The sequence below is a fragment of the Streptomyces sp. NPDC041796 genome (genome assembly GCF_055590785.1).
The window spans coordinates 51,548-73,273 of the sequence record NZ_JBVJAH010000018.1 but is presented as its reverse complement, the minus strand read 5'-3'; the positions used below and the strand labels follow the sequence as shown (position 1 = coordinate 73,273).

Genomic DNA, 21,726 nt, shown 5'->3' with positions numbered 1-21,726 from the left:
ACCCCGTAATGATCGCTGACGACGTTGCGGCCCGAGAGTCTATCCGCGGGCTGTGCGGCCGGTGAGCGGTGCCTGCTGCAACGGCACCGGCTTGCACACACCAGGAGTCAGCGCGCGCTCGGATGGTTCCCCACCAGCGCATTCCGATTGTGCCGATTGTGTGGCCGGATGCGGTACGGGCTCCTCCGCCACCCCCGCCTCGCCCTCCACCCGCGCCGCCTCCACCCGCGCCAGGCCGCACGGCACCGCCCGGGTCGCGTACGGCAACCGCAGCACCCCGTCGTGGGTCCACAGCCCCGCCCCCGCCAGCCAGCCGTGCGGCGCGGGCAGTTGGTGCAGCCGGCGCCCCGCCGGCCGCCACATCCCCACCCAGCTTCCCGCCGCCGCGTCGATCCGCAGCGCCACGGCGCACGCCTCGGGGGTCAGCGTCTGCCCCGGCTGTACCGCGAACGGTGTCACCGCGGCGTCCGGGAGCCGCAGGCACTCCGGAAAACGCACCGGCAGCGTGCTGCCCAGTACCCCCCACCCCAGCCGGTGGTGACCCGGCGACGGCGCGTCGGACCGGATCAGCAGCAGCCCGCTGTCCGGATCCGCGAGCAGCACCCGGTCGTCGCTGGTCTCCGCGATCTGCAGCAGCGGGGTCACCTCGCCGCCCCGCTCCAGGTCGACGGCGACCGCCTTGACCGGCCCGCCCCCGGCCGGCCGCCGGTCCAGCGCGAGCATCCTGCCCGCACGGTCCAGCCACGCCCCGCCCGAACAGCGCCCCCCGATCTCGGCCACGTGCTCGGGGCCACCCCGCGTCCCGCCCGCCACCAGCCAGACGCCCGTCGAGTGCTCCCCGACCGCCAGCGCGTAGGCGCACGCCCCGTCCGGCGACGGCGGCAGCAGCCGCAGCGACACGGACTCGACGGCTCCCAGCGGCAGTTCACCGGTCCGCGGCCCCGTCGGATACAGCAGCGAGAAGACGTACCGCCCACCCGTCCGGCGCCCGATCAGCACCCGCCCGTCCACCAGCGGAAGCACCTGTGCGTGCGGGTCCTCGGGCTGTGCGGCGGGAAGGGGCACCGCGTACGGCTCCGGCCCGTCCAGCGTCCACCGCTCCGGAAACAGTGCCTCGCCGCCACCCGCAAGCCGCGCCGCGTAGGCGCCGTTCGCCGCGATCGTGAAACCCGCACGCGATACCGCGCCGTCGTCCTCCGCGGCCGTCTCGATGGCACAGGCTGTCATCGATTCGTCACCTCCGGCGACTGAACGTAGTTTTCGCACTTCCAGCCGAACAACGGCTGCTTCCACGCTTCACCTATAAGGGTGGCGATGTCCGGATTCTCCTGAGAAAGAGGATCTGGGTGTGCTGCCGGGCCCCGCCGCGCCCCCACCGACGCCGCCGGACCACGCGCGAAACGCCCCCTCACCGGCCCCGCCGGAGGGGGGCGCCCGCCCGGCGCGAGGGCGAGCGCGGGGCAGGAGGCCGAGCGCGGGGCAGGTAGCCTTTCCTCCGTGCCCCGTCTGTCTGAAGTCATCGCCGAGCTCGACGCCCTCTGGCCGCCCGAGCGGGCCGAACAGTGGGACGCCGTCGGCACGGTCTGCGGCGACCCCGACGCCGGGGTCACGCGCGTCCTGTTCGCCGTCGACCCCGTACAGGAGATCGCCGACGAGGCGATCGCGCTCGGCGCCGACCTGATCGTCACGCACCACCCGCTCTATCTGCGCGGTACGACGACCGTAGCGGCCGGCCACTTCAAGGGCCGTGTCGTCCACACGCTCATCAAGAACGACATCGCGCTGCACGTCGCGCACACCAACGCCGACACCGCCGACCCCGGCGTCTCCGACGCCCTCGCCGGCGCCCTCGACCTGCGCGTCACCGGGCCCCTCGTACCCGAGAACGGCCTCGGCCGGATCTGCGAGGTCGAGCCGCCCGAGACCCTGCGCGAGTTCGCCGACCGCGCGGCCAGGCGGCTGCCCGCCACCGCGCAGGGCATCCGCGTCGCGGGCGATCCCGACGCCATCGTCCGTACCGTCGCCGTCAGCGGCGGCTCGGGCGACAGCCTGTTCGACGCCGTGCGCGCGGCGGGCGTGGACGCGTTCCTCACCGCCGACCTGCGCCACCACCCGGCCTCCGAGGCGACCCAGCACTCACCGCTGGGGCTGGTCGACGCCGCACACTGGGCCACCGAGTGGCCCTGGTGCGAGCTGGCCGCAGCCCAGCTCGACGAGATTTCCGACCGCTACGGCTGGGACCTGCGGGTCCATGTGTCGAAGACGGTCACCGACCCGTGGTCCCACCACTCTTCTTCTGGAGCCCCCAACTGAACGCCGCGCCCGCCGACCAGATCCGACTCCTCGACGTCCAGTCCCTCGACGTACGCCTGTCGCAGCTCGCCCACAAGCGCAAGTCCCTGCCCGAGCACGCCGAGATCGAGTCGCTGAACAAGGACCTCACCCAGCTGCGCGACCTGCTCGTCGCCGCGCAGACCGAGGAGAGCGACTGCGCCCGCGAGCAGACCAAGGCGGAGCAGGACGTCGACCAGGTGCGCCAGCGTGCCGTCCGCGACCAGCAGCGGCTGGACTCCGGGGCGATCACGTCCCCGAAGGACCTGGAGAACCTCCAGAAGGAGATCGTCTCGCTGGCCAAGCGCCAGGGCGACCTGGAGGACATCGTCCTGGAGGTCATGGAGCGCCGTGAGTCCGCGCAGGAGCGCGTGGCCGAGCTGACCGAGCGGGTCTCCTCCGTCCAGGCCAAGGTCGACGACGCGGTGGCCCGGCGGGACGCCGCGACGCAGGAGCTGGACAGCGAGGCGGCGTCCGTCGCCAAGGAGCGCGAGCTCGTGGCCGGCTCCGTCCCGGCCGACCTGATGAAGCTGTACGAGAAGATCCGCGAGCAGCAGGGCGGGGTCGGTGCGGCGCGCCTGTACCAGCGCCGCTGCGAGGGCTGCCACATCGAGCTGAACATCACCGAGGTCAACGACGTGCGGGCGGCGGCGCCCGACACGGTCGTACGGTGCGAGAACTGCCGCCGCATCCTGGTGCGTACGTCGGAGTCGGGCCTGTAATGACTGCCGTGCGGGAACTGATCGTCGAGGCCGACGGCGGCTCCCGGGGGAACCCGGGGCCGGCGGGGTACGGGGCGGTGGTCCTGGACCCGGTGTCGGGGGAGCCGTTGGTGGAGGCGGCCGAGTACATCGGCGTCGCCACGAACAACGTCGCCGAGTACAAGGGCCTGGTGGCGGGTCTGAAGGCGGCGCGGGAGCTGGCGCCCGACGCGACGATCCGGGTCCGGATGGACTCCAAGCTGGTGGTCGAGCAGATGTCGGGGCGCTGGAAGATCAAGCACCCGGACATGAAGCCGCTGGCGGCGGAGGCGGCACGGATCTTCCCGCCGTCGCAGGTGACGTACGAGTGGATCCCGCGCGAGCGGAACAAGCACGCGGACCGGCTCGCCAACGAGGCGATGGACGCCGGTAAGCGCGGCAGGCAGTGGCAGCCGTCCACGTCGACGGCGTCCCTGGGCGCGCCCGCCCGCCCGGGCGCCCTGGACGCGGGCGCGGCCCGCGTGGTCGGCGACGCGGCGGCGGGCGCCGCGAAGGCCCGCGCGGCGCTCGCCGGCACGGTACCGGCTGCCACGACCGCCGGTACCGGACATGCCGGTACCGGACCCGCCGGCACCGCACCGGCCGCCCCGGCCGCCGGCACCGGACATGCCGGTACCGCATCCGCCGGTGCGGCACCCGTCAGCACCGCATCTGCCGGCACCTCACCCGCCCGCACCGCACCCGCCCGCACCGCATCCGCCCGCACCGCACCCGCCGGGGGTGACGCGCTCAGCGAGGTGGGCGTCGCCGCTGCCGCGAGCCGGACCGCGGCGAGCGTGGCGACCGCCGCCCCGCCCGTCGGCTGGGCTGCCGCGGCGGACCTCGGGGCGCCGGCCACGTTCGTGCTGCTGCGGCACGGCGAGACCGCGCTGACGCCCGAGAAGCGTTTCTCGGGCAGCGGTGGAAGCGACCCCGACCTGTCCCCGGTGGGCCGGCGGCAGGCGGACGCGGTCGCGGCCGTCCTGGCGGCGCGCGGCACGGTCCAGGAGGTCGTCTCCTCCCCGCTGGCCCGGTGCCGGCAGACCGCCGCGACGGTCGCTGCCCGCCTCGGCCTGGAGGTCCGGATCGAGGACGGCCTCCGGGAGACGGACTTCGGCGCCTGGGAGGGCCTGACGTTCGCGGAGGTCCGGGAGCGGTACCCGGACGACCTGGACGCCTGGCTGGCCTCCCCGAAGGCCGCGCCCACGGGCGGCGGCGAGTCCTTCGCGGCCGTCGCACGCCGGGTGGCGGCGACCCGCGACCAGCTCACCGCCCGCCACGCGGGCCGTACCGTCCTGCTGGTCACGCACGTCACGCCCATCAAGACGCTGGTCCGGCTGGCCCTGGGCGCCCCGCCGGAGTCCCTGTTCCGCATGGAGCTGTCCGCCGCCTCGCTGTCGGCGGTGGCGTACTACAAGGACGGCAACGCCTCGGTCCGCCTCCTGAACGACACGTCCCACCTCCGCTGAGCGCAGCCATGGGATGGGAACTCACCCACGACGTCGAGGAGTTCCTCCGCGCGGCGGGCCCGTGCCTCGAAACCGACCCGGCCGGCCACACCGTGCCGCTCACCGTCGCGGAGACGGTGCGGCGCCACGGCCCCGGGGCACTGGGGCCCGAGGACGTCCGGTTCGGCTCGTGGCGCCGTACCGCCGGCGGGCCCGTCGAGGCGGTGGTCGTCCACACCCCGCCCAGGGCCCCGCTGCTGGGACCGATGCCGGACGAGGCGGCCCGGCAGCTCGCCGAGGCCCTGCGCGGCACGACCGTCGAGGGCGTGAAGGGCGGCGAGGGCCCCGCGCGGGCGTTCGCCGAGGCATGGACGGCGCCGGGCGCGTCCTGGGCGGTCACCCGCCGCAGCCGGCTGTTCCGGCTCGGCGACCTCACGCCGCCCCGCCCCGCCCCACCGGGCGCCGCTCGGCGGGCCACCGGTGACGACGTACCGCTCGTCGCCGCTTGGACGAGTGCCTTCGCCGCCGACATCGGTGTGCCCCCGGCCACCGACCGCACGGCGCACGCCGAGCGCCGCGTCGCCCAGGGCGGGCTGTACGTCTGGGAGACCGGCGGCCGGCCCGTCTCGATGGCCGCGCACTCCCCGCCCGTCGCCGGGCAGTCCCGTATCGCGCCCGTCTACACGCCCCCCGGGCTGCGCGGCCGTGGCTTCGCCGGGGCGGTCACCGCCGCCGTCAGCCGCGCCGCCCAGGACGCCGGCGCCCAGCAGGTGCTGCTGTTCGCCGATGTCGCCAACACCACTAGCACCGCGCTCTACCAGCGCCTCGGCTACCGCCCGGTGGCCGACCACATCGATGTCGGGTTCGTCTGACGTGACCGTCCCGGAAGACGACCACGAGGCGGAGGCGGCCCGGGGCCGTTCCCTCGCGCTGCTGGCCCTGGCACTGCCGGTCTTCGCCCTCACCATCGTGTTCATCGTGGCCGCCGTCGCGGGCATCGGAGTTTTCGCGTGGCTCCTGGAGGCGCTCACCCCGTAGCGCCGTGTCGTGTCCGGACCGGGCGCGTGCCACCCCGTAGCGCCGACGCCTCCCGCGCCAGGGCTTCCACCCGCGCCCAGTCCCGCGCCGCCAGTGCGTCGCCCGGCAGCATCCAGGTACCGCCCACGCAGCCGACGTTCGGCAGGGCGAGGTACCCGGGCGCGGTCGCGGGCGAGATACCGCCCGTCGGGCAGAACCGGGCCTGCGGCAGGGGGCCGGCCAGCGACTTCAGGTAGGCGGTGCCGCCCGCCGCCTCCGCCGGGAAGAACTTCATCTCGCGCACCCCCCGCTCCAGCAGCGCCACGACCTCCGAGGCCGTCGAGACGCCCGGCAGGAACGGCACGCCCGACGCCTCCATGGCGTCCAGCAGCCCGCCCGTCCAGCCGGGGCTCACCAGGAACCGCGCCCCCGCTCCCACGGCGTCCGCCGCCGCGCATGCCGACAGGACGGTGCCCGCGCCCACCACGGCGTCCGGGACGTCGGCCGCGATCGCCCGGACGGCGTCGAGCGCGGCCGGTGTCCGCAGCGTCACCTCGATCGCCGGAAGCCCGCCCGCGACCAGCGCGCGTGCCAGCGGTACGGCGTCGGCGGCGTCCTCGATCACCACGACGGGCAGGACGGCGGCATGACCCAGCACGGACGGGGCGGAAGTCATGCGCCCATCCTGCCCAGGTGTCACATCACCCGCAACGATCGTTGCATGTGGTGCAACGAGCGGGCGGCGGGCTCAGTGGATCTCGTCCACCAGCACGTCCAGCTTCCCCGCCGCCGGCGTCTCCACCTCGTACCCCAGGTCCCTCAGCGCCTCCACCAGCTCACCCGGCGACCCTGGCGCCGCGCCCGCCTCCAGCAGGCTCCGCACGATCCGCCCCTTGGTGGCCTTGTTGAAGTGGCTGACCACCTTCCGCGTCGGCGCGTGCAGCACCCGCACCGTCGCCGTCCGCGCCGCGACCTCGCCCTTCGGCCGCCACGCCGTCGCGTACGCCGCCGACCGCAGGTCCAGGACCAGCCCGTCCCCGGCCGCCTCGGGCATGACCGACGCCATCGGCGTACGCCAGTACGCCCCCAGCGCACCCAGCCCCGGCAGCTTCACGCCCATCGAGCAGCGGTACGACGGGATCCGGTCGTCCACCCGCACCGCGCCCCAGAGGCCGGAGAACACCAGCAGCGACGCGTGCGCCCGCTCCCGTGCCGCCGCGTCCAGCGTCGCCAGCCCCAGCGCGTCGTACAGCACACCGGTGTAGACCTCGCCGGCGGGCTGCGCACCCGCCGTCCGCAGCCCGGCGTTCTTCGCCACCTCGCCGCGCAGCCCCTCGCTCAGCCCCAGGACCTCCCGCGCCTTCTCCTCGTCGGCGGCGCACAGCTCCACCAGCTCCTCCAGCACGGCCGCCCGCGCCGCGGCGAGCCCCGGCAGGGACAGGGAACCCGGCTCCAGCGGTGCGCCGCTCCCCGATGCGGCCTTTCCTTCCGAGGGCGGCAACAGCACGAGCACGGTGGTTCTCCTTCAGTACGTACGAAAACGGGGATGCGGCCCCGCGCCAGCGTACAAAGCGCACAGCCCCACGACGTGCCGCCCGGTGCCCCGCGCCATAGGCTCGACCCATGCCCCGCCGCCAGATACGTGTGACCGGCGCGGCCGAGGCGCCCCTGCGGGCGGCCCTGCGCGCGCTGCGTACCAGGCTCGACGTCCCCGACACCTTCCCGCCCGCCGCCCTCGCCGAGGCGGAGGCCGCCGCCAAGGCCCCGCGCCTCCCGGCGCGCGACGCGACCGACATCCCCTTCTTCACCATCGACCCGCCCGGTTCCACCGACCTCGACCAGGCCATGCACCTCGCACGCCGTGGCGACCGCGGCTACCGCGTCCACTACGCCATCGCCGACGTCACCGCCTTCGTCACCCCCGGCGGCGCGGTCGACGACGAGGCCCACCGGCGGGTCCAGACGCTCTACTTCCCCGACGGCCGCATCCCGCTGCACCCCGCCGTCATCTCCGAGGGCGCGGCCAGCCTCCTCCCCGGGCAGACCGCCCCCGCCCTGCTCTGGCGCATCGACCTCGACGCGGACGGCCGCCCCGTCGCCACCGACGTACAGCGCGCCCTCGTCCGCAGCCGCTCACGGCTCGACTACGCGGGCGTCCAGCGGCAACTCGACGACGGCACCGCGGAGGAACCGCTCGCCCTGCTCCGCGAAATCGGCACCCTCCGCCGGCGCCTGGAGGTCGAACGCGGTGGCATCTCGCTCAACGTCCCCGAGCAGGAGATCGTCGAGCACGACGGCTCCTACCGCCTGGAGTACCGCGCCCCCCGCCCCGTCGACGCCTGGAACGCCCAGATCTCCCTGCTCACCGGCACGGCGGCCGCCGACCTGATGACCGCCTCCGGCACCGGCATCCTCCGCACCCTCCCCACCGCCCCCGACGGTGCCGTCGCCCGGCTGCGGCGGTCCGCCAAGGCCCTCGGCATCGGCTGGCCGCACCACATCTCCTACGCGGCCCTCATCCGCTCCCTCGACCCGCACGACACCCGCCACGCGGCCTTCCTCCAGGACTGCACCACCCTTCTGCGCGGCGCCGGCTACACCGTCTTCACCGACGGCGACACCCCCGTGCCGGCCGTCCACGCCGCCGTCGCCGACGAGTACACGCACTGCACGGCCCCGCTGCGCCGCCTCGTCGACCGGTACGCCGGTGAGCTGTGCGTGGCCGCCGTCGGGGGCGAGGAACCCCCGGAATGGGTACGGGCGGCCCTGCCCTCCCTGCCGCAACGGATGGCGGAGGGGGCACGCCGGGCCAACACCGTCGAGCGCGAGTGCGTCGACATCGTGGAGGCCGCGCTGCTCAAGGACCGGGTGGGGGAGGTCTTCGAGGCGTACGTCGTCGATGTGCACGACCGGGACCCGGAGATCGGCACCGTCCACCTGGAGGAGCCGGCGGTCGTGGCCCGTGTCGAGGGCGGCACGCGACCGCTCTCGCTGGGGGAGCGGCTGCGCGTACGGCTCACCCAAGCGGATCCGGGGCGGGCGAAGGCACTGTTCGCGCCTGCCTGACAGCGGCCACCAAGGTGCGCGCCTCATCGGCGTGACAGCGCACCAGCCGTACCCGGTACCGCTGCCCCAGCAGCCGCACGGCGGTGACCGGCTCGTTCAGTTCGATGGTGACGGACGTCTGCGAGGCGACGGACATGTTCAGCACCCCCTCCTCCTTCTCGTGCGAGAACAGCAGCTCGTGACGTACGGCGGCGATCCGCTCCAGCGGGATCACCACATCCACGTGCGCTCCCTGCCGCACCCGCAACGCGTCGCCGTCCAGCAGGTGCGGACGGGTCACGGACGCCGCGTGCAGCCCGAGCACGAACAGCACGGTGTACACGTCCAGCACCAGGACCACACCGTGGACGACCGGCCACGACGCCAGCAGGTACGACATGCCGACCGTCTCCACCACGCAGACGAACGCGAACCCGTACAGGTACGCGGCCTGGTCCCGCGCGTGCCCGAACGCCCGGACACCCGCCCGCCCGGCCCCCTGGGGCCGCCGCGCCACCCACCGCACCAGGCTCACCATCAGCCGCAGCTCATGCCCCACGAGCCGGACGACCGGCTCAGGAACCAGCTCGTGCACCGCCGCCCGGCGGCCGAGCCCCTGACGCCGCAGCCGTACGTACAGCAGAACCTCCGCGCCCAGCAGGGCGACGACCGCGACCTCCGCCCCCGCCACCACGGCGCCCGGTATCCGCACCCCCGCGACCAGGCACACGGCGAGCACCGTCTCCGCGGGCAGCAACGCGTACGCCGCACCCCGCACCACCCGCCTCACCGCGCACGCTCCGCGGCGATCCGCAGCGCCCGCCGGACGGCCTCGGCCTGGGCGGCCGAGAGGTCCGCGAAGAACACCGCGGCCGGTCCGCCTTCCAGGTCACCCATGTCGTCGGGCACCACCTCGTCCGGCAGCAGCCCGGCCAGCGCCCGCGCGGTCTCCTCCACCCGTACGTCGTCGGCCGCCGCGTCCACGAGCGCGTCGAGCCGCGCGTACACCTCGTACGCCCGCTCCATCGCACCGGGCTCCCGCGTCACCGCCCGCATGGCCTCCGTCAACCTGGCACCCTCCTCCTCCGGCACCACCGTCTCCAGCAGCGCGAGCATCTCCCGGTCCCGCGCGGCCATCGCCGGCTCCGGCCCCGGGAGCCCGGCCGAGGCCCTGGCCATGTCCCCGAACAGCTCCGCCAGCCCCGGCGACACCGGCCCCTCGACGGGCAACCGCCCCGCCCGCGCCCGCTCCAGCAGCATCCCGAGCCGCTCCCGCCGCGCACCGATCTCCCGCTGCTGCCGCGCAAGGTCGGCGTCCAGCTCCTCCAGTACGTCGACGAGCTCCCGCCCGGCGTCGTCCGCCAGCACGTCCCGCACCTCGTCCAGCCCGAGCCCCAGCTCGGTCAGCCGCCTGATCCGCGCCAGCAGCACGGCGTCGCGCAGCGTGTAGTCCCGGTACCCGTTGGCCAGCCGCCGGGGCTCCGGCAGCAGCCCGAGGTGGTGGTAATGGCGTACCGCCCGTGCCGTGATGCCCACGAGGGCGGCGATCTCTCCGATCCGCATGAGGCCAGTAGAAACGTTGACGCTGCGACAAGGTCAACCGCGGCTCCTGTACGGGTACCATGGTCGACACGGCAGACGAGCCGGGCGGACGGCCGCGTGGAGACCCTTCGGGGATCTTCCCGAGGAACGTCCGGGCTCCACAGGGCAGGGTGGTGGCTAACGGCCACCCGGGGTGACCCGCGGGACAGTGCCACAGAAAACAGACCGCCGGGGACCTCGGTCCTCGGTAAGGGTGAAACGGTGGTGTAAGAGACCACCAGTGCCCAGGGTGACCTGGGCAGCTAGGTAAACCCCACCCGGAGCAAGGTCAAGAGGGGACACCTCGGTGTCCCTGCGCGGACGCATGAGGGCTGCCCGCCCGAGTCCGCGGGTAGACCGCACGAGGCCGGCGGCAACGCCGGTCCTAGATGGATGGCCGTCGCCCCGACGACCGCGAGGTCCCGGGGCACAGAACCCGGCGTACAGCCCGACTCGTCTGCCTCGTAAGCCTCTGACCTGGCGCTTAGCTCGGATTTCCTTGATCGACCAGCTCGCTGGGGAGAATCTGGGGAGAATCCGCAGCGTCCGGAGCTTCACGGGGAGCGGGAATGCTGCCGGTGGCCATCCAGGCCCCTAGCGCCGCGAGCGCCCGCCGACCAGACTTCGGCATGAAGTGCACGTAAGTCCTCAGCGTGAACGCGGGGTCGCTGTGCCCGAGCCATGCAGCCAGCTGAGTAATCGTCTCACCCGCAGCCAGTACCACGCTAGCGAAGGTGTGCCGCGTGACATGGAATCCGTCCTCGCGCGGCATCTCCCAGGACACCCGCCGCCACGGCTTCTTTCCCTTGCCCTGGATGTACTCGACCTCCGGCTGCTCAATGACCCCCGCTGCGGCCAGGGCCGGCTTCCACAGGCGGTCATCGAAGTAGGTGCGGTTCATCGCCCCGCCGCTCACACCCTTGGTTCGGACAGTGGTCACAAGGATCCGTACTGTCCGCTTGGGCCGCTTCTCCCAGTCCAGGTTCGGCCTGTCGGGGTCGATCCAGGGCAGCGTTACCTCGACAGTGGGGAACGCGTTCGCGTACTCCTTGACGGCCCGGGCCAGCTCCGGCGGGCACGGCGCCACTCGAGTCTTGTTGCCCTTCGGGGGAGCGAACGCCAGCTTGCCGCCCACCCGGACGACCTGCCGCACCACGTGGATCTCCTCTCCGTCGATGTCGTCGGGGGAGAAGCCGAAGCACTCGCCCTGCCTCAGCCCGGCCGCCACGCCCAGGTCGAGGAGGATCCCGTAGCGAGGTCCCAGCTGCTGCCGCACGGCGGCCACGGTCTCCTGCGGCCAGGCCTTGGCCTTCGACTCGGGGGCAGACGGCGGTGACAGATCCTCGTCTCGAAACGGGTTCTCGGGGATTCGCTTGGCCTTGTGTGCGGCCTGCATGATCGAGGAGAAGTGGCGCCACGTGGTGCGCACCGTGTTCACGTCGATGTCCTGCTCAACTCTGGTCAGCCAGGCGCGGATCTCGTCATGCCCGATCCGGTTCAGCGGCATGTGGCCCACGTGCGGCAGGATGTGGTTGAAGACCCGCGGCTTCATCGACTGCTTGGTGCCAGGCGGCTTGCGCAGGTTGGGCCACCAGTGCTGCCGCACGTACTCGTCGAGCAGCATGTTGCCGTCGCGCGGATCGTAGAAGGCCCCACGGGAAGTGTCGGTGGCCGAGTCCTTCAGCCACTTCTTCGCTCCGTCGGGACCCTCAAGCTTCTCGAAGCTGCGGTCGCGGACGCCGGGGATGCCGGCGACCCGCCACCGCTTGCCCTTGCCGTATCGGTCCGTCTTCTCCCGGGTCGGCTTGCCCGTCTCAGGATCGACGGGCCCCTTCCTGAACCAGCGATCCTCGATGTATCCCGGCATACGGCAGTCCCCTAAACTCCGGCGAGCAGAGCGACACGACTTCGCCCCGCCACAACTGGAACCACTGTCCCCCAGCGATGACTTGCGCGGTGGCCGAGTTGAGCGCAGCGACACCCTCAGGGACGAACAGGCCGCGGCACAGTTCAAACTCGATGCGGCCCCGGCCTTCGCGGACGACTACGGGTTCGTCTTCCGGGAGATCCTCCAGTACGTAACGCACAGACAGCACGAATCCACCCCCGTGGGGAAGGCAGGGTGATGGGGGTCCCCTGAGGCGAAAGTGTTCGGATCCGGAACCATACGCTCACTGAGAGCGAGCCACAACGGCCTTCGGCAGATTCGATTCAGCGCTCAAGGATCGCCTCGTGTGGCCGTGATGCGCAGGGCTATTCGGTGTCGTGTCGTGTGCGTTCGTCAGCCTCGATCATCGCCCGCCAGCGTCGCCGGTCGCGCGGCCCCATCCCGGCGAGGTGAGCCACGATGATGCGCACGTCATCGTCGTAGCCGGACAGCTCGGTGGCCTCGTACTTGAGGTACTGAACGGCCGCAGCGCGCTTCACCACCTTCTCCGGGAAGCCGAGGCCCGCCGCCAGGCCGGCCAGCTGGTCAGGGTCCGGCGCGGTAGCCACGGCATTCGTCGCCATCTTCTGGAAGTACGGCTTGGAGACGGGGTAGCCGGCGGCGCTGGCGCGCTGCTCCATCCTGCCGAAGGAGACGCCCTCCGCGTTGACCTGGCGCACGAGCTGGCTGAGTTCGTCGCGGTCCATGTCCCTGACGAGGTTGTCAGGGAGGGGTTCCGGTGAGGTGTTGTCGCGGTTGAGGTCGGGGGCGGGGGCCTCCATGCCGCTTTCTCCTCTGGTCTCGTTCACGCCGACTGTCTCTCGTCTAGTCCGCCCCGACTCTACAAATCGCAGGTCGGGCCGTACAACCATCCGCCGGTGAAGACGAATCGTCTACGGATCGATGCTATCCGAGCGGTCGCTTTGCCGAAACTTCACATCCGGCCGTTCCAATCTGTAGACGAGTCGGATCCGTCTGTGCTCTACTGTTCTCATCGCGAGCCGAACTGTTCCGATGGAGAGTCATGAGCGACCGATATGCCCTCCGTGATCCGAAGATCCTCAGACACGCAATGGATCACCCGGAACGCGGACGCTCGTACAGCATCCGAGAACTCGCAAAGGCTGTGGGGCTTTCGCATCACGCCCTGATCGGCCACCTGCTCACCGGAGAGCGCAAGGACTGCGACTCCGACACCGCCTGCGCCATAGCGGAGGCCGTCGGCGTAGGGGTCCGGGTCCTCTTCGCGCCACCCGCGTCTCTGAATCCGAACGAAACGACTCGGAGGCGCGGCAACCCCCCGGACCAGCCGCCCCCCAGATAGGAGATCCAATGAGCAACCGCAAGCTCGCCCAGCAGAAGCCGCCGCCCGGGATTGTCTGGATCGAGGACTACGTCGACAAGAACACCGGCGAAGTGATCCTCGGAATCGCATCCCGCGTCGGCGTTACGCCCAGCACCTACCGGAAGTGGCGCATGCACGCCAAAGGCCCCGAAGCGTTCCTGCTCGGCAAGCGAGTCGCCGCTCGGATCACCGCGATCGACGCCTGGATCGCCCAGCAAGGGCAGGCCGCACACGTGCCGTCGACGGACGCCCGGCCGGCCGAGCCCCGCCGAACCCGTCTGACCCGCAAGGCCACGCCGGCCCTCGCCGCTTAGCGGCTATGCGGGCCGCCGCCGGGCTCCTACACCGCGACGACGGCCCATCGAGCTCCACCCCTCACCTGCAATCCACCTGCAAGAGAGAGCGAGAAACCCGTGACCACATCATCCCAGACCGCGCCCGAGCCGGTCATCGTGACCTTCGATCCGTCGATCAAGCTGGCGCCCCTCACGGTGCCCGCCTGCGACCTGGCCAGCAGTATCGAGCGCTACCTCCAGCGTGTGCGTGTCGGTGACCTCGCCGTCGTCGTGACCGCAGAGGGCTTCGGTGCCGTTCACTGCGGCGAGGGCCTGGTCGGCACGTTCACCGTCGCGCTGCTGGGCGGTGCCAAGTGATCGCCACCAACCTTCCCGCTGTCCCGATGCCGGATCACATCGCCGCGCTGGCCGGGCTGGCCATGCCGCCCGAGGTCATGGCCGCTGAGGACGACGCGGTCGAGGCGGCGATCACCGCGTCCCGCTGCCGCACCCCGTACACCCGCAAGGCCCGCGAATACGCCCTCGCCGACCTGCACCGCGCGAACAAGACGCTCGCCGCCTACAACCCGGGCCTGCTCGTGACCCCGAAGGCGGTGGCCCGATGACCCTCGACACCCGCATCTTCGTGCTCGACCAGATTGACCAGTGCGAGGTCTTCGCGTTCTGCCGCGACCTTCTCGGGGCCAGCGACCAGCATGCGTACACCGACGAGCAGGACAGCAGCTACGCCGACGGCGAGTGGGCGGTCCGTCCCGACAACGCCTGGACCATCAGCAACAACCCTGGCCAGGGGCTGCCCGCCTGGCTGATGATCCACTATCGGCCGGACGCTGCGCTGCGGACGGCGGAGCAGGCCGCCGAGCACGACGAGGACTGCAACCTCCCTGAGAACGGCGGCTACGTAGCCGAGTGGGGGCCGTGCGACGGCAAGTACCACTGCCGCGCCTGCTGGCTGACCGTCTCCTTCGACACCGCCTACGGCTATCGGGACGACCGCGGATACGGCTGCGGCGACCTGCACGCCGAGTACATCGCCAAGCTCGGCCAGTGGCTCGACGAGCGCGGCGTCCGCTGGGAGTGGGAGAACGAGTTCACCGGCGAGATCCACACCGGCTACGGCCAGCTCGTCGAGCTGGCGTCCGGAGGCTTCGAGGCTTCGGCCTGGTTCCGCACCTCCGTCCTCCCTGCCATCGAGGCCGAGGCTCAGAAGGGCGGTGCCCGATGACCGCCGCCGACCTGGCCCGCGTGGACGTGCCGCTGGCGCAGCTGGCCGCCGACCTGAAGGCCGCCGCTCTCAAGGCCGCCGAGCTCGCCGAACAGCGCCACCAGTTCTACGACCTCGACGCCGACAGTCAGTTCACCGTCCCCGGCAGCTGCTGCCCCGCCTGCCCGCCCCGCACGGAGGCCACGCCGTGACCGACTACCCCGAGATCAAGGCCCGCTTCGAGCGGGACACCGCCGGCCACCAGATGACCGTCCTCCACGACGACGGGCTGTACCGGCATCTGAGGTTCGAGGGCACGGCGGACTCTCCGTCTGGCCGCTACCCGTTCGAGCTGATCACCTGGCCGTACAACCTGGTCGTCAAGACGGGGTGGACGTTCCACTTCGACATCGACGCGACGGAGGACATGTTCGACCTGTTCCGTCGCACCGCCTTCCCTGGCGAGATCAACCCCGGCTACTGGGGCGAGAAGGTCCGTGCCGGTCGTGACGAGGTCGAGGGCTTCAACCCGGACCGCTTCGAGCAGCAGGTCAAGCGGTACGTCGTCCACTCCATCCGCGACGGCGAGGCCCCGCGCGGCATCGGCGCTGAGGTCACCCGCGCGATCTTCGAACTGGGCGACATCAGCCACGAAGCGGGCGCCCGCGCGGCTCTGTCGGGCTTCCGGTACGAGGGCTGGGATTTCGGCGACCTGCCTGAGTGTGACTTCAGCGACTACACGCCGGGCTTCCTGCACTGCTGCCACGCGATCCGTCGCGGCATCGACCTGTGGGACGCCGCCCGTAAGGCGGTGGCGGCATGAGCGAGCGCGACGAGACAGCCATCCAGGCCCTCAGCTCCGCCGGCGCAATGTGCGGCAACTGCGGCGACGAGCCCGGCGACCGCGCTTGCCGTGACTGCGAGACCTGCCGCCAGCGGTACGTGGAGAGCCTGCGTGCTGCTGGATGGGCGCCACGAGCCGAGGTCCTGGCCGAGGCCGCCGACAGGCTGGCGCTGGAAATGACGCCGGAATCCTCCGGCGCTGGGCCCGGGTTCCTTCTCGCGATCCGGCTCTGCGTCCGAGCCCTCCGCCGCATGTCCGATGAGGCGGCCGTCTCATGACCCGCACAGAGGTCGTCGTGTCGGAGCTGTTGACCGCGCACCCCGTGGTGCCGCCGCAGATCGGGGGCCCGCTCCTGCGGGCCCTGGGCCTGGTGGACCGGGAGCCGGCCGATGAGAAGACGGCCGCGGACTACGCCGCCTCACTGGCCGCCGGCTACGTCGAGACGGACCTCGACGCCTGGTACGCGGCAGCCATCGCCCGCCGGACCACCTCATGACCCGCGAAGAGCTGCTGACCGTAGCCACCGCCGCCCTCTCCATCGCGCTCCTCCGACTGGGGCGCCACCTCTGGAACTGGGGGAAACCCGCATGACCGCTGACCCCACGCCGATCGAGCAGCTGCTGGCCGAGCAGGAGGCCACCGTCAGCCGCCTCACCGCCGAACTCGCCGAGGCGGAGCACACCCTCCAACTCCTCCGCGACATGGCCGCCTTCTACAGCCAGCAGGCGGCGTCATGAGCCTCACCACCCCGTGGCGGGGACGCGGCCAGCACCGGGCCGCCGACGAGATCCAGCGGCTCCGCGAGGAGAACCGGCGCCACCTCACCTGGCGCATGGCCGCCGACGACGCCTTCGCGCTCCTCCAGCAGGAACGGCGCGAAGCACTCGACCAGGCCGACCATCTGCGGACCCGGGCCATCGAGGCGGAGACCGCCGCCGACTGCGCCCTCGCCGAGGCGGAGGCGATGCGGGCCGAGCTGCTGGAGCTGCGGGCCTTCAAGGCCAACGCCACCGCGGTCTCCGCCCCGGCCGGGCACCGGGACGTGGCGGCCGACGACCAGCCGACCGTCCCGGTGCCCCTGTGGCAGTCACCTATCGCCGGGCCCGTCGTACCCGCCCGCGCCACCGGCCAGACCTCGTGGGGCGCTGCGCGAGAGGTCGAGGAGCAGGACGACGAGGTCGACGAATACGACCCGGACTACGTCCCCAACCCGCCTTACGACCTGCCGGAAGGGGACTGGTGACGGTCAACAGCACCGTCACCTTCGCCACCTGAACCGCCCGCCGGCTGACGCATGACACCGGGCCCAGCCGGCGGGGCTAACCACCCAGCAGGACGCCCCGCCGAGGCGAATTCGGCGGGGCGCACCAACAGCATCCCAGGAGACCCGCATGACCACGATCAACGCGCACAAGCTGCAGCGGCTCATCAAGCAGACCCGCCCGCACGTCAGCAGCGACGACACCCTGCCCCCGATCAACGGCATCCGTTTCGAGTGCGACGGCATCCACATCCACGCCCTCGCCACCGACCGCTACACCTTCGCCGTCGCCCGCACCAAGGTCCGCGAGGAGACCGACAGCTGGACCACCACCATCAGCGAGGACAACCTCGGCTGGTTCACCGGATGGCTGGCGACCCACGAGGGCGACACCATCCTCAACCTCGAAGCCACAGCCGACGGACTGGCCATCACCGACGACCGCGGCACCCTCGTCGTCCCCGCCAAGGACCACACGTTCCCCAAGTGGCAGAGCCTGTTCCGTGACGCACTCACAGACGCGGCTGCGTCCGGCGACCTGGTCAGCTTCGACACCAAGATGCTCGCCCGCTGGAAGCACGCCGACACCCACCTCCGCACGTGGCAGACCGCACCCGAGAAGCCGCTCCTCCTCGTCGGTGAGGACTTCATCGGCATGCAGATGCCCGCCCGCTATAGCGGTGACGCGAGGGACCGGGCCGCGGTGCTCAGCGACTGGTCCAGCACCCTCAGCAAGGGTGGCAAGCCCGCCGAGATCATCGTGCCGCCGGCGCCGGGCGCTGTCGCTGAGATGGCAGAGGCCATGCTCAGGCAGACCCTGCGGTCCACGGCCGAGATGTTCGGTGCCGACATGGACTCCGAGAAGGGCCGCGGCGCCTTCAACGCTTGGGTTCACTCCGGCATCTACGCCTGGTCCTCCTACCGCCTCCTGGAAGCGTTGAAGAAGGCCGACCCCGACCTGGCCGAGACCACGGTCCGTGACCTCAACGAGCAGCTGGAGTCCGGCGAGATCGGCGAGTGGGCGTGGGACGAGGCGGAAGCCGCTGGCCACGACCCGAAGGCCTGGCAGGACGACTACGAGGCCCACCTCAAGGCCCTCGCCGAGAAGAGCAGCGCCGAGCCCAAGCCCGCCGCCTGACGACCACCCCACCCAGGCCCCGCCAACCAGCCGCACCGCGCGGGGCCCCACCTTCCACACCCTCAAGGAGGGCACATGGACACCAGCAGCCCCACCATCAGCGCCGAGACGGCGAACCACGTCCTGTTCCACTTCGGCTGCGGCGGCTACCAGGCCGGCAGCTTCACCACCCACCTGCTGTCCGCCTTCGCCGCTGCCGACGAGCAGAACTTCCACCACCTCGCCGAAGCGTTCCCCGAGTACGGCGCCGCCGTCGCCGCCATCCAGTACGACCCGAACGGCGTCACCAACCTCCAGGCCATCGCCCGCGGCAAGCAGACCATCGAACAGCCGCCGACCCCCCAGTGCCCGGAGGCCCTGTACACCCCGGAGACCGACACCCTCCGCCGCTGCGTCGTCCCGCCCAGCCGTCACGAATGGCACCAGACCGCTGGTGGCACCGAGTGGCGCGTCCCCGTCGACACCACGACGGATGTGCCGTGGTGATGACCGACATCGAGACCCCGACCGGCGTCCTCCTCGGTACCTACACGCCGGGCACCCCCGAGTGGGAGCAGGCCCGCGCCGGGCTGTGCATCACCGCCACCGAGATCGCCGCCGTCGTCAGCCTGTCCCCGTGGCAGTCCCGCTTCAGCCTCTGGCACAAGAAGGCCGGCCTGCCGACCGCCCCGTTCGAACCGACGCCGCAGATGAAGTGGGGCAGCCGCTTCGAGGACGACGTCGCCGAAGAGTTCACTGAGCGCCACCCCGAACACCCGCTGCTGACCACCGGCACCTGGAAGCACCGGGACCGGGACTGGCAGCGCGCCACCCCCGACCGGCTCCACGGCGACACCATCGTCGAGATCAAGACGACCACGTCCCCCGAAGGGTGGGGCCCCGACGGCAGCGACGAAGTCCCCGTCCACTACCGCTGCCAGGTGCTCTGGCAGCAGGACACGCTGGGGCTCCACCGGCCGGCCCGTCTCGCGGTGCTGATCCTGCCTTACGACTACCGCGAGTACGTCATCGAGTACGACGAGGACGACGCGAAGATCCTCCGTGACGCGGCCGAGCGGTTTCTCGACGACGTCCGCCAGGGCAACCGGCCCGACATCGACGGCGCCGACGCCACCTACCAGACCATCCGCGTCCAGCCCGACGGCCGCGAAGACCGCGACGTCGAAATCCCGTTCGACCTCGTCTGCCGCTGGGACGACGCCTACGCCGCCCACCAGCAGGCCTCGACCGAACTCACCAAGGTCCGCGGCGAAGTCCTCGACTGGATCGGCGACGGCTACCGCGCCGTCTGCGAAGGCCGCCGCATCGCCTACCGAACCGTCAACCCCGACGGCACGACCCTCGCCCTCCAGCCCTACAGGAGCACCACGTGAGCCAGATCGGCAACGCCCTCGAACGCCGCGACAACGGGCCCGAAGCCATCGTCCGCCAGCACAAGGACGACCTCACCCTTGTCCTCCCCTCCCACGTCAAAGGCGAGACGTGGATGCGCCTCGCCTACGGGGCGCTGCGCTCCAACCAGCAGCTCCTCCAGACCGCGAGCCGCAACCCCGGCTCCCTCATGACTGCCCTCCAGGAGTGCGCCCGCCTCGGCCACGAACCCGGCACCGAGGCGTTCTACCTCGTCCCCTTCGGCAATGAAGTCCAGGGCATCGAGGGCTACCGCGGAGTCGTCGAACGTATCTACCGCGCTGGCGCAGTCAAGGCCGTCAAAGCCGAAGTCGTCCACGCTAACGACCACTTCGAATACAGCCCCGACATGGACCGGCCCCTGCACAAGCCGGACTACTTCGGCGACCGCGGCCCGATCATCGGCGCCTACGCCTACGGGGTCTTCCAGGACGGCTCCACCTCGAAGGTCGTCGTCATCAACCGGGCCTACATCGACAAGGTCCGCAAGGAGTCCAAGGGCAGCAGTAACCCGTCCTCGCCGTGGGTGAAGTGGGAGGACCAGATGGTCCTCAAGACCGTCGCCAAGCGGCTCGAGCCGTGGGTGCCGTCCTCCACCGAGTGGCGCAAGGAGCAGCTGCGCGCCGTGAAGGAAGTCGCCGCCGAGGGCAGCGTGCCGCCCGCCGTGTTCCAAGAGCCGCAGCCGCCCGGCGACTACGACGAGGGCCCCATCGAGGGCGAGCTCGTCGACTAGCAGCACCCGGGCCGCCCGCGCGGGAATCGCGGGCGGCCACCCCCAGAGAAGCACACCTGATCGGAGCCCGTCATGACCCGCCGCCTCACCGTCGCCGAGCGTCTCGCGTCCGACGGCAAGAACCTCCTCCTCAACGACATCGTCCGCCAGTCCGAGTGGTCCCAGTTCCTCGTCGAGCAGGCCGTCCTCCACTACGGCGTGATCCGCCCCGAGTTCTCCGCCAACCACCTCCGCGAGGTTCTGCCCGAGCTGGGCCACGGCTACCTCGGCGCCGCGATCAACGCCCTCCGGCAGGGCGGAGTCATCGAGCACACCGGACAGATGGTGCCCTCCACCTCCCCGGCCACCCACGGCCACCGGCTCGCCGTCTGGCGGCTCACCGACCGCGGCGTCGCCATAGCCCGGCAGCGCCGCAACGCCCGCCTCCAGCAGCGGAAGGCGGCGGCGTGAGCCTCTGGTGGATCCCCGTCGCCGCCCTCGCCCCCGGCGCCGCCATGGCCGCCCGCACCCTCTGGCGGCAGCGCAAACCTCGCGCGGACTGGCGCCAGCACCTCCCCGCACAACCTCGCATCCCCAACGCCAGGAAGGAGAACGAACAGTGAGCCTCGAATGGATGGACCAGGCCAAGTGCCGGGGACAGAACCCCGACCTCTGGTTCGAAGAGAAGGGCCACTACGGCCCCGCCAACCGGATCTGCCGCGCCTGCCCCGTGCAGGCCCAGTGCGCCGAGTTCATCCAGCGCGCCGAACGCGGCTCCTGCCATAACCAGCGGCACGGCGCCTGGGCTTGCACCACCCCGCGGCAGCGGGCGAAGGCGGCCGGGGCCGGTACCGCTCGCCGCACCCTCGCCGAGAAAGTACTCCGCCTCGACGACCGCGGCATGGCTCCCAGGGAGATCGCCGAGTTCGTCGGCGTCAGCGAACGCACCGTGTTCCGGATCAAGAACCGGCACGGCCGAGGCGAACAAGGGCTGGCCGCATGAGCCGCGCCGCCATGGTCGAGCTGCTGCAGGCCGGACTGTCCGACCGTTCCATAGCTCTCCAACTGCATGTACACCGCCGCCGAGTGCGGGACCTGCGCGCCGAACTCGGCCTGCCGAAGCGGAAGCCCGGCCGTCCCCCGTCCAGCCCCGAGGGGACGTTCTGGCGGCGCGCCGTACCGACCAGCGACGGGCACCTGCTGTGGCCGCACGCGAGCAGCACGCTCCGCACCGGCCACGAAGGAGCACGGGAGTCCGTCGCCCGGATCGCGTTCCGCATCCGCTACCGGCGAGAGCCCGTCGGCCAGGTCCGCGCCGGCTGCGACCTGCCCGGCTGCATCCACCCCCGGCACGTCGAAGACCAGCGCATGCGCCAGCAGTACACGGCGATCTTCGGCACCGCCGCCTAGCCCGCACACGCGACACC

At 71.8% G+C, this 21,726-nt stretch carries 31 protein-coding genes and 1 other RNA gene; 25 read left to right on the top strand and 7 right to left on the bottom strand.

The features are described 5' to 3' along the window. Nucleotides 1–39: 39 nt before the first annotated feature. Entirely contained in the window at nucleotides 40–1,227 is a 1,188-nt protein-coding gene (locus ACZ6C1_RS29905) for a hypothetical protein (RefSeq protein WP_469245064.1), read from the bottom strand. Between the two features lie 270 nt (nucleotides 1,228–1,497). On the opposite strand from ACZ6C1_RS29905, the gene ACZ6C1_RS29900 reads away from it, so the two are divergent. Genes ACZ6C1_RS29900 through ACZ6C1_RS29880 form a run of 5 tightly spaced genes read left to right on the top strand, consistent with a single transcriptional unit; the run spans nucleotide 1,498 to nucleotide 5,557 of the window. Continuing rightward, nucleotides 1,498–2,313: a Nif3-like dinuclear metal center hexameric protein gene (locus tag ACZ6C1_RS29900; protein ID WP_469245062.1), complete on the top strand. Its 816-nt coding sequence runs from the start codon at nucleotides 1,498–1,500 to the stop codon at nucleotides 2,311–2,313. Then, nucleotides 2,310–3,053: a zinc ribbon domain-containing protein gene (locus ACZ6C1_RS29895; RefSeq protein ID WP_469245176.1), complete on the top strand. Its 744-nt coding sequence runs from the start codon at nucleotides 2,310–2,312 to the stop codon at nucleotides 3,051–3,053. Before ACZ6C1_RS29900 ends, ACZ6C1_RS29895 begins: the two co-directional genes overlap by 4 nt. Then, the gene (locus ACZ6C1_RS29890; protein ID WP_469245060.1) at nucleotides 3,053–4,540 is read left to right on the top strand and encodes a bifunctional RNase H/acid phosphatase; all 1,488 of its coding nucleotides are present in this window, start codon (nucleotides 3,053–3,055) and stop codon (nucleotides 4,538–4,540) included. The genes ACZ6C1_RS29895 and ACZ6C1_RS29890 overlap by 1 nt, the downstream gene beginning before the upstream one ends. A gap of 8 nt (nucleotides 4,541–4,548) precedes the next feature. Continuing rightward, nucleotides 4,549–5,391 (top strand): GNAT family N-acetyltransferase, encoded by an 843-nt coding sequence (locus ACZ6C1_RS29885; protein ID WP_469245059.1) that lies wholly within the window; start codon nucleotides 4,549–4,551, stop codon nucleotides 5,389–5,391. Nucleotide 5,392: 1 nt separating this feature from the next. Beyond that, a complete protein-coding gene (locus ACZ6C1_RS29880; protein ID WP_469245058.1) occupies nucleotides 5,393–5,557 on the top strand; it encodes a hypothetical protein in 165 nt (54 codons plus the stop codon). On the opposite strand, the gene eda is transcribed toward ACZ6C1_RS29880, so the two are convergent. Next, nucleotides 5,547–6,212: a bifunctional 4-hydroxy-2-oxoglutarate aldolase/2-dehydro-3-deoxy-phosphogluconate aldolase gene (eda, locus tag ACZ6C1_RS29875; RefSeq protein WP_469245057.1), complete on the bottom strand. Its 666-nt coding sequence runs from the start codon at nucleotides 6,210–6,212 to the stop codon at nucleotides 5,547–5,549. The genes ACZ6C1_RS29880 and eda overlap by 11 nt on opposite strands. Before the next feature lie 72 nt (nucleotides 6,213–6,284). Further along, nucleotides 6,285–7,049 (bottom strand): peroxide stress protein YaaA, encoded by a 765-nt coding sequence (gene yaaA / locus ACZ6C1_RS29870; RefSeq protein WP_469245056.1) that lies wholly within the window; start codon nucleotides 7,047–7,049, stop codon nucleotides 6,285–6,287. 110 nt (nucleotides 7,050–7,159) lie between these two features. On the opposite strand from yaaA, the gene ACZ6C1_RS29865 reads away from it, so the two are divergent. Further along, nucleotides 7,160–8,602, top strand: coding sequence for an RNB domain-containing ribonuclease (locus ACZ6C1_RS29865; protein ID WP_469245054.1), 1,443 nt, complete (start codon nucleotides 7,160–7,162; stop codon nucleotides 8,600–8,602). Here the strand turns inward: ACZ6C1_RS29865 and ACZ6C1_RS29860 are convergent. Both ACZ6C1_RS29860 and ACZ6C1_RS29855 read right to left on the bottom strand, forming a co-directional pair. After that, complete coding sequence (locus ACZ6C1_RS29860) at nucleotides 8,553–9,371, bottom strand: hypothetical protein (RefSeq protein WP_469245052.1); 819 nt, start codon at nucleotides 9,369–9,371, stop codon at nucleotides 8,553–8,555. The two genes, ACZ6C1_RS29865 and ACZ6C1_RS29860, sit on opposite strands and share 50 nt — an antisense overlap. Further along, nucleotides 9,368–10,144, bottom strand: coding sequence for a MerR family transcriptional regulator (locus tag ACZ6C1_RS29855; RefSeq protein ID WP_469245050.1), 777 nt, complete (start codon nucleotides 10,142–10,144; stop codon nucleotides 9,368–9,370). The genes ACZ6C1_RS29860 and ACZ6C1_RS29855 overlap by 4 nt, the downstream gene beginning before the upstream one ends. A 76-nt stretch (nucleotides 10,145–10,220) precedes the next feature. Here ACZ6C1_RS29855 and rnpB point away from each other — a divergent pair. Continuing rightward, nucleotides 10,221–10,622: RNase P RNA component class A (gene rnpB, locus ACZ6C1_RS29850), an RNA gene on the top strand. A 24-nt stretch (nucleotides 10,623–10,646) separates the two neighbouring features. On the opposite strand, the gene ACZ6C1_RS29845 is transcribed toward rnpB, so the two are convergent. Together ACZ6C1_RS29845 and ACZ6C1_RS29840 are read right to left on the bottom strand one after the other, a co-directional pair. Further along, entirely contained in the window at nucleotides 10,647–12,029 is a 1,383-nt protein-coding gene (locus tag ACZ6C1_RS29845) for a tyrosine-type recombinase/integrase (RefSeq protein WP_469245048.1), read from the bottom strand. A 386-nt stretch (nucleotides 12,030–12,415) separates the two neighbouring features. Then, nucleotides 12,416–12,898 (bottom strand): hypothetical protein, encoded by a 483-nt coding sequence (locus ACZ6C1_RS29840; RefSeq protein ID WP_469245046.1) that lies wholly within the window; start codon nucleotides 12,896–12,898, stop codon nucleotides 12,416–12,418. A gap of 523 nt (nucleotides 12,899–13,421) precedes the next feature. Between ACZ6C1_RS29840 and ACZ6C1_RS29835 the strand changes: the two genes are divergently transcribed. From ACZ6C1_RS29835 to ACZ6C1_RS29750, 18 genes are all read left to right on the top strand, one after another. Next, nucleotides 13,422–13,748 (top strand): helix-turn-helix transcriptional regulator, encoded by a 327-nt coding sequence (locus ACZ6C1_RS29835; RefSeq protein WP_469245044.1) that lies wholly within the window; start codon nucleotides 13,422–13,424, stop codon nucleotides 13,746–13,748. A 99-nt stretch (nucleotides 13,749–13,847) separates the two neighbouring features. After that, nucleotides 13,848–14,087, top strand: coding sequence for a hypothetical protein (locus ACZ6C1_RS29830; protein WP_469245042.1), 240 nt, complete (start codon nucleotides 13,848–13,850; stop codon nucleotides 14,085–14,087). Nucleotides 14,088–14,113: 26 nt separating this feature from the next. Then, nucleotides 14,114–14,335 carry a hypothetical protein gene (locus ACZ6C1_RS29825; RefSeq protein ID WP_469245040.1) on the top strand — a complete coding sequence of 74 codons (222 nt, stop codon included), beginning with the start codon at nucleotides 14,114–14,116 and terminating at the stop codon, nucleotides 14,333–14,335. After that, nucleotides 14,332–14,955: a hypothetical protein gene (locus ACZ6C1_RS29820; protein ID WP_469245038.1), complete on the top strand. Its 624-nt coding sequence runs from the start codon at nucleotides 14,332–14,334 to the stop codon at nucleotides 14,953–14,955. Before ACZ6C1_RS29825 ends, ACZ6C1_RS29820 begins: the two co-directional genes overlap by 4 nt. Beyond that, nucleotides 14,952–15,146 carry a hypothetical protein gene (locus ACZ6C1_RS29815; protein ID WP_469245036.1) on the top strand — a complete coding sequence of 65 codons (195 nt, stop codon included), beginning with the start codon at nucleotides 14,952–14,954 and terminating at the stop codon, nucleotides 15,144–15,146. The genes ACZ6C1_RS29820 and ACZ6C1_RS29815 overlap by 4 nt, the downstream gene beginning before the upstream one ends. Continuing rightward, the gene (locus tag ACZ6C1_RS29810) at nucleotides 15,143–15,757 is read left to right on the top strand and encodes a hypothetical protein (protein ID WP_469245034.1); all 615 of its coding nucleotides are present in this window, start codon (nucleotides 15,143–15,145) and stop codon (nucleotides 15,755–15,757) included. Before ACZ6C1_RS29815 ends, ACZ6C1_RS29810 begins: the two co-directional genes overlap by 4 nt. Then, on the top strand, nucleotides 15,754–16,056 hold the full coding sequence (locus tag ACZ6C1_RS29805; protein ID WP_469245032.1) for a hypothetical protein: 303 nt from the start codon (nucleotides 15,754–15,756) through the stop codon (nucleotides 16,054–16,056). Before ACZ6C1_RS29810 ends, ACZ6C1_RS29805 begins: the two co-directional genes overlap by 4 nt. After that, the gene (locus ACZ6C1_RS29800) at nucleotides 16,053–16,274 is read left to right on the top strand and encodes a hypothetical protein (RefSeq protein ID WP_469245030.1); all 222 of its coding nucleotides are present in this window, start codon (nucleotides 16,053–16,055) and stop codon (nucleotides 16,272–16,274) included. Before ACZ6C1_RS29805 ends, ACZ6C1_RS29800 begins: the two co-directional genes overlap by 4 nt. Nucleotides 16,275–16,365: 91 nt before the next feature. Next, nucleotides 16,366–16,515, top strand: coding sequence for a hypothetical protein (locus ACZ6C1_RS29795; protein WP_469245028.1), 150 nt, complete (start codon nucleotides 16,366–16,368; stop codon nucleotides 16,513–16,515). Further along, complete coding sequence (locus ACZ6C1_RS29790) at nucleotides 16,512–17,021, top strand: hypothetical protein (RefSeq protein ID WP_469245027.1); 510 nt, start codon at nucleotides 16,512–16,514, stop codon at nucleotides 17,019–17,021. The genes ACZ6C1_RS29795 and ACZ6C1_RS29790 overlap by 4 nt, the downstream gene beginning before the upstream one ends. Nucleotides 17,022–17,169: 148 nt before the next feature. Further along, nucleotides 17,170–18,177, top strand: a complete 1,008-nt coding sequence (locus ACZ6C1_RS29785) for a DNA polymerase III subunit beta family protein (protein WP_469245025.1) — start codon at nucleotides 17,170–17,172, stop codon at nucleotides 18,175–18,177. Nucleotides 18,178–18,252: 75 nt separating this feature from the next. Further along, entirely contained in the window at nucleotides 18,253–18,663 is a 411-nt protein-coding gene (locus ACZ6C1_RS29780; RefSeq protein ID WP_469245023.1) for a hypothetical protein, read from the top strand. Then, nucleotides 18,663–19,550, top strand: coding sequence for a YqaJ viral recombinase family nuclease (locus ACZ6C1_RS29775; RefSeq protein ID WP_469245021.1), 888 nt, complete (start codon nucleotides 18,663–18,665; stop codon nucleotides 19,548–19,550). Before ACZ6C1_RS29780 ends, ACZ6C1_RS29775 begins: the two co-directional genes overlap by 1 nt. Next, nucleotides 19,547–20,320 (top strand): recombinase RecT, encoded by a 774-nt coding sequence (locus ACZ6C1_RS29770; protein WP_469245019.1) that lies wholly within the window; start codon nucleotides 19,547–19,549, stop codon nucleotides 20,318–20,320. The genes ACZ6C1_RS29775 and ACZ6C1_RS29770 overlap by 4 nt, the downstream gene beginning before the upstream one ends. A gap of 72 nt (nucleotides 20,321–20,392) precedes the next feature. Beyond that, the gene (locus ACZ6C1_RS29765) at nucleotides 20,393–20,770 is read left to right on the top strand and encodes a hypothetical protein (protein ID WP_469245017.1); all 378 of its coding nucleotides are present in this window, start codon (nucleotides 20,393–20,395) and stop codon (nucleotides 20,768–20,770) included. Continuing rightward, the gene (locus ACZ6C1_RS29760; RefSeq protein ID WP_469245015.1) at nucleotides 20,767–20,922 is read left to right on the top strand and encodes a hypothetical protein; all 156 of its coding nucleotides are present in this window, start codon (nucleotides 20,767–20,769) and stop codon (nucleotides 20,920–20,922) included. The genes ACZ6C1_RS29765 and ACZ6C1_RS29760 overlap by 4 nt, the downstream gene beginning before the upstream one ends. Continuing rightward, nucleotides 20,919–21,302, top strand: coding sequence for a WhiB family transcriptional regulator (locus ACZ6C1_RS29755; protein ID WP_469245012.1), 384 nt, complete (start codon nucleotides 20,919–20,921; stop codon nucleotides 21,300–21,302). Before ACZ6C1_RS29760 ends, ACZ6C1_RS29755 begins: the two co-directional genes overlap by 4 nt. Then, the gene (locus ACZ6C1_RS29750) at nucleotides 21,299–21,709 is read left to right on the top strand and encodes a hypothetical protein (protein ID WP_469245010.1); all 411 of its coding nucleotides are present in this window, start codon (nucleotides 21,299–21,301) and stop codon (nucleotides 21,707–21,709) included. The genes ACZ6C1_RS29755 and ACZ6C1_RS29750 overlap by 4 nt, the downstream gene beginning before the upstream one ends. Nucleotides 21,710–21,726 lie beyond the last annotated feature (17 nt).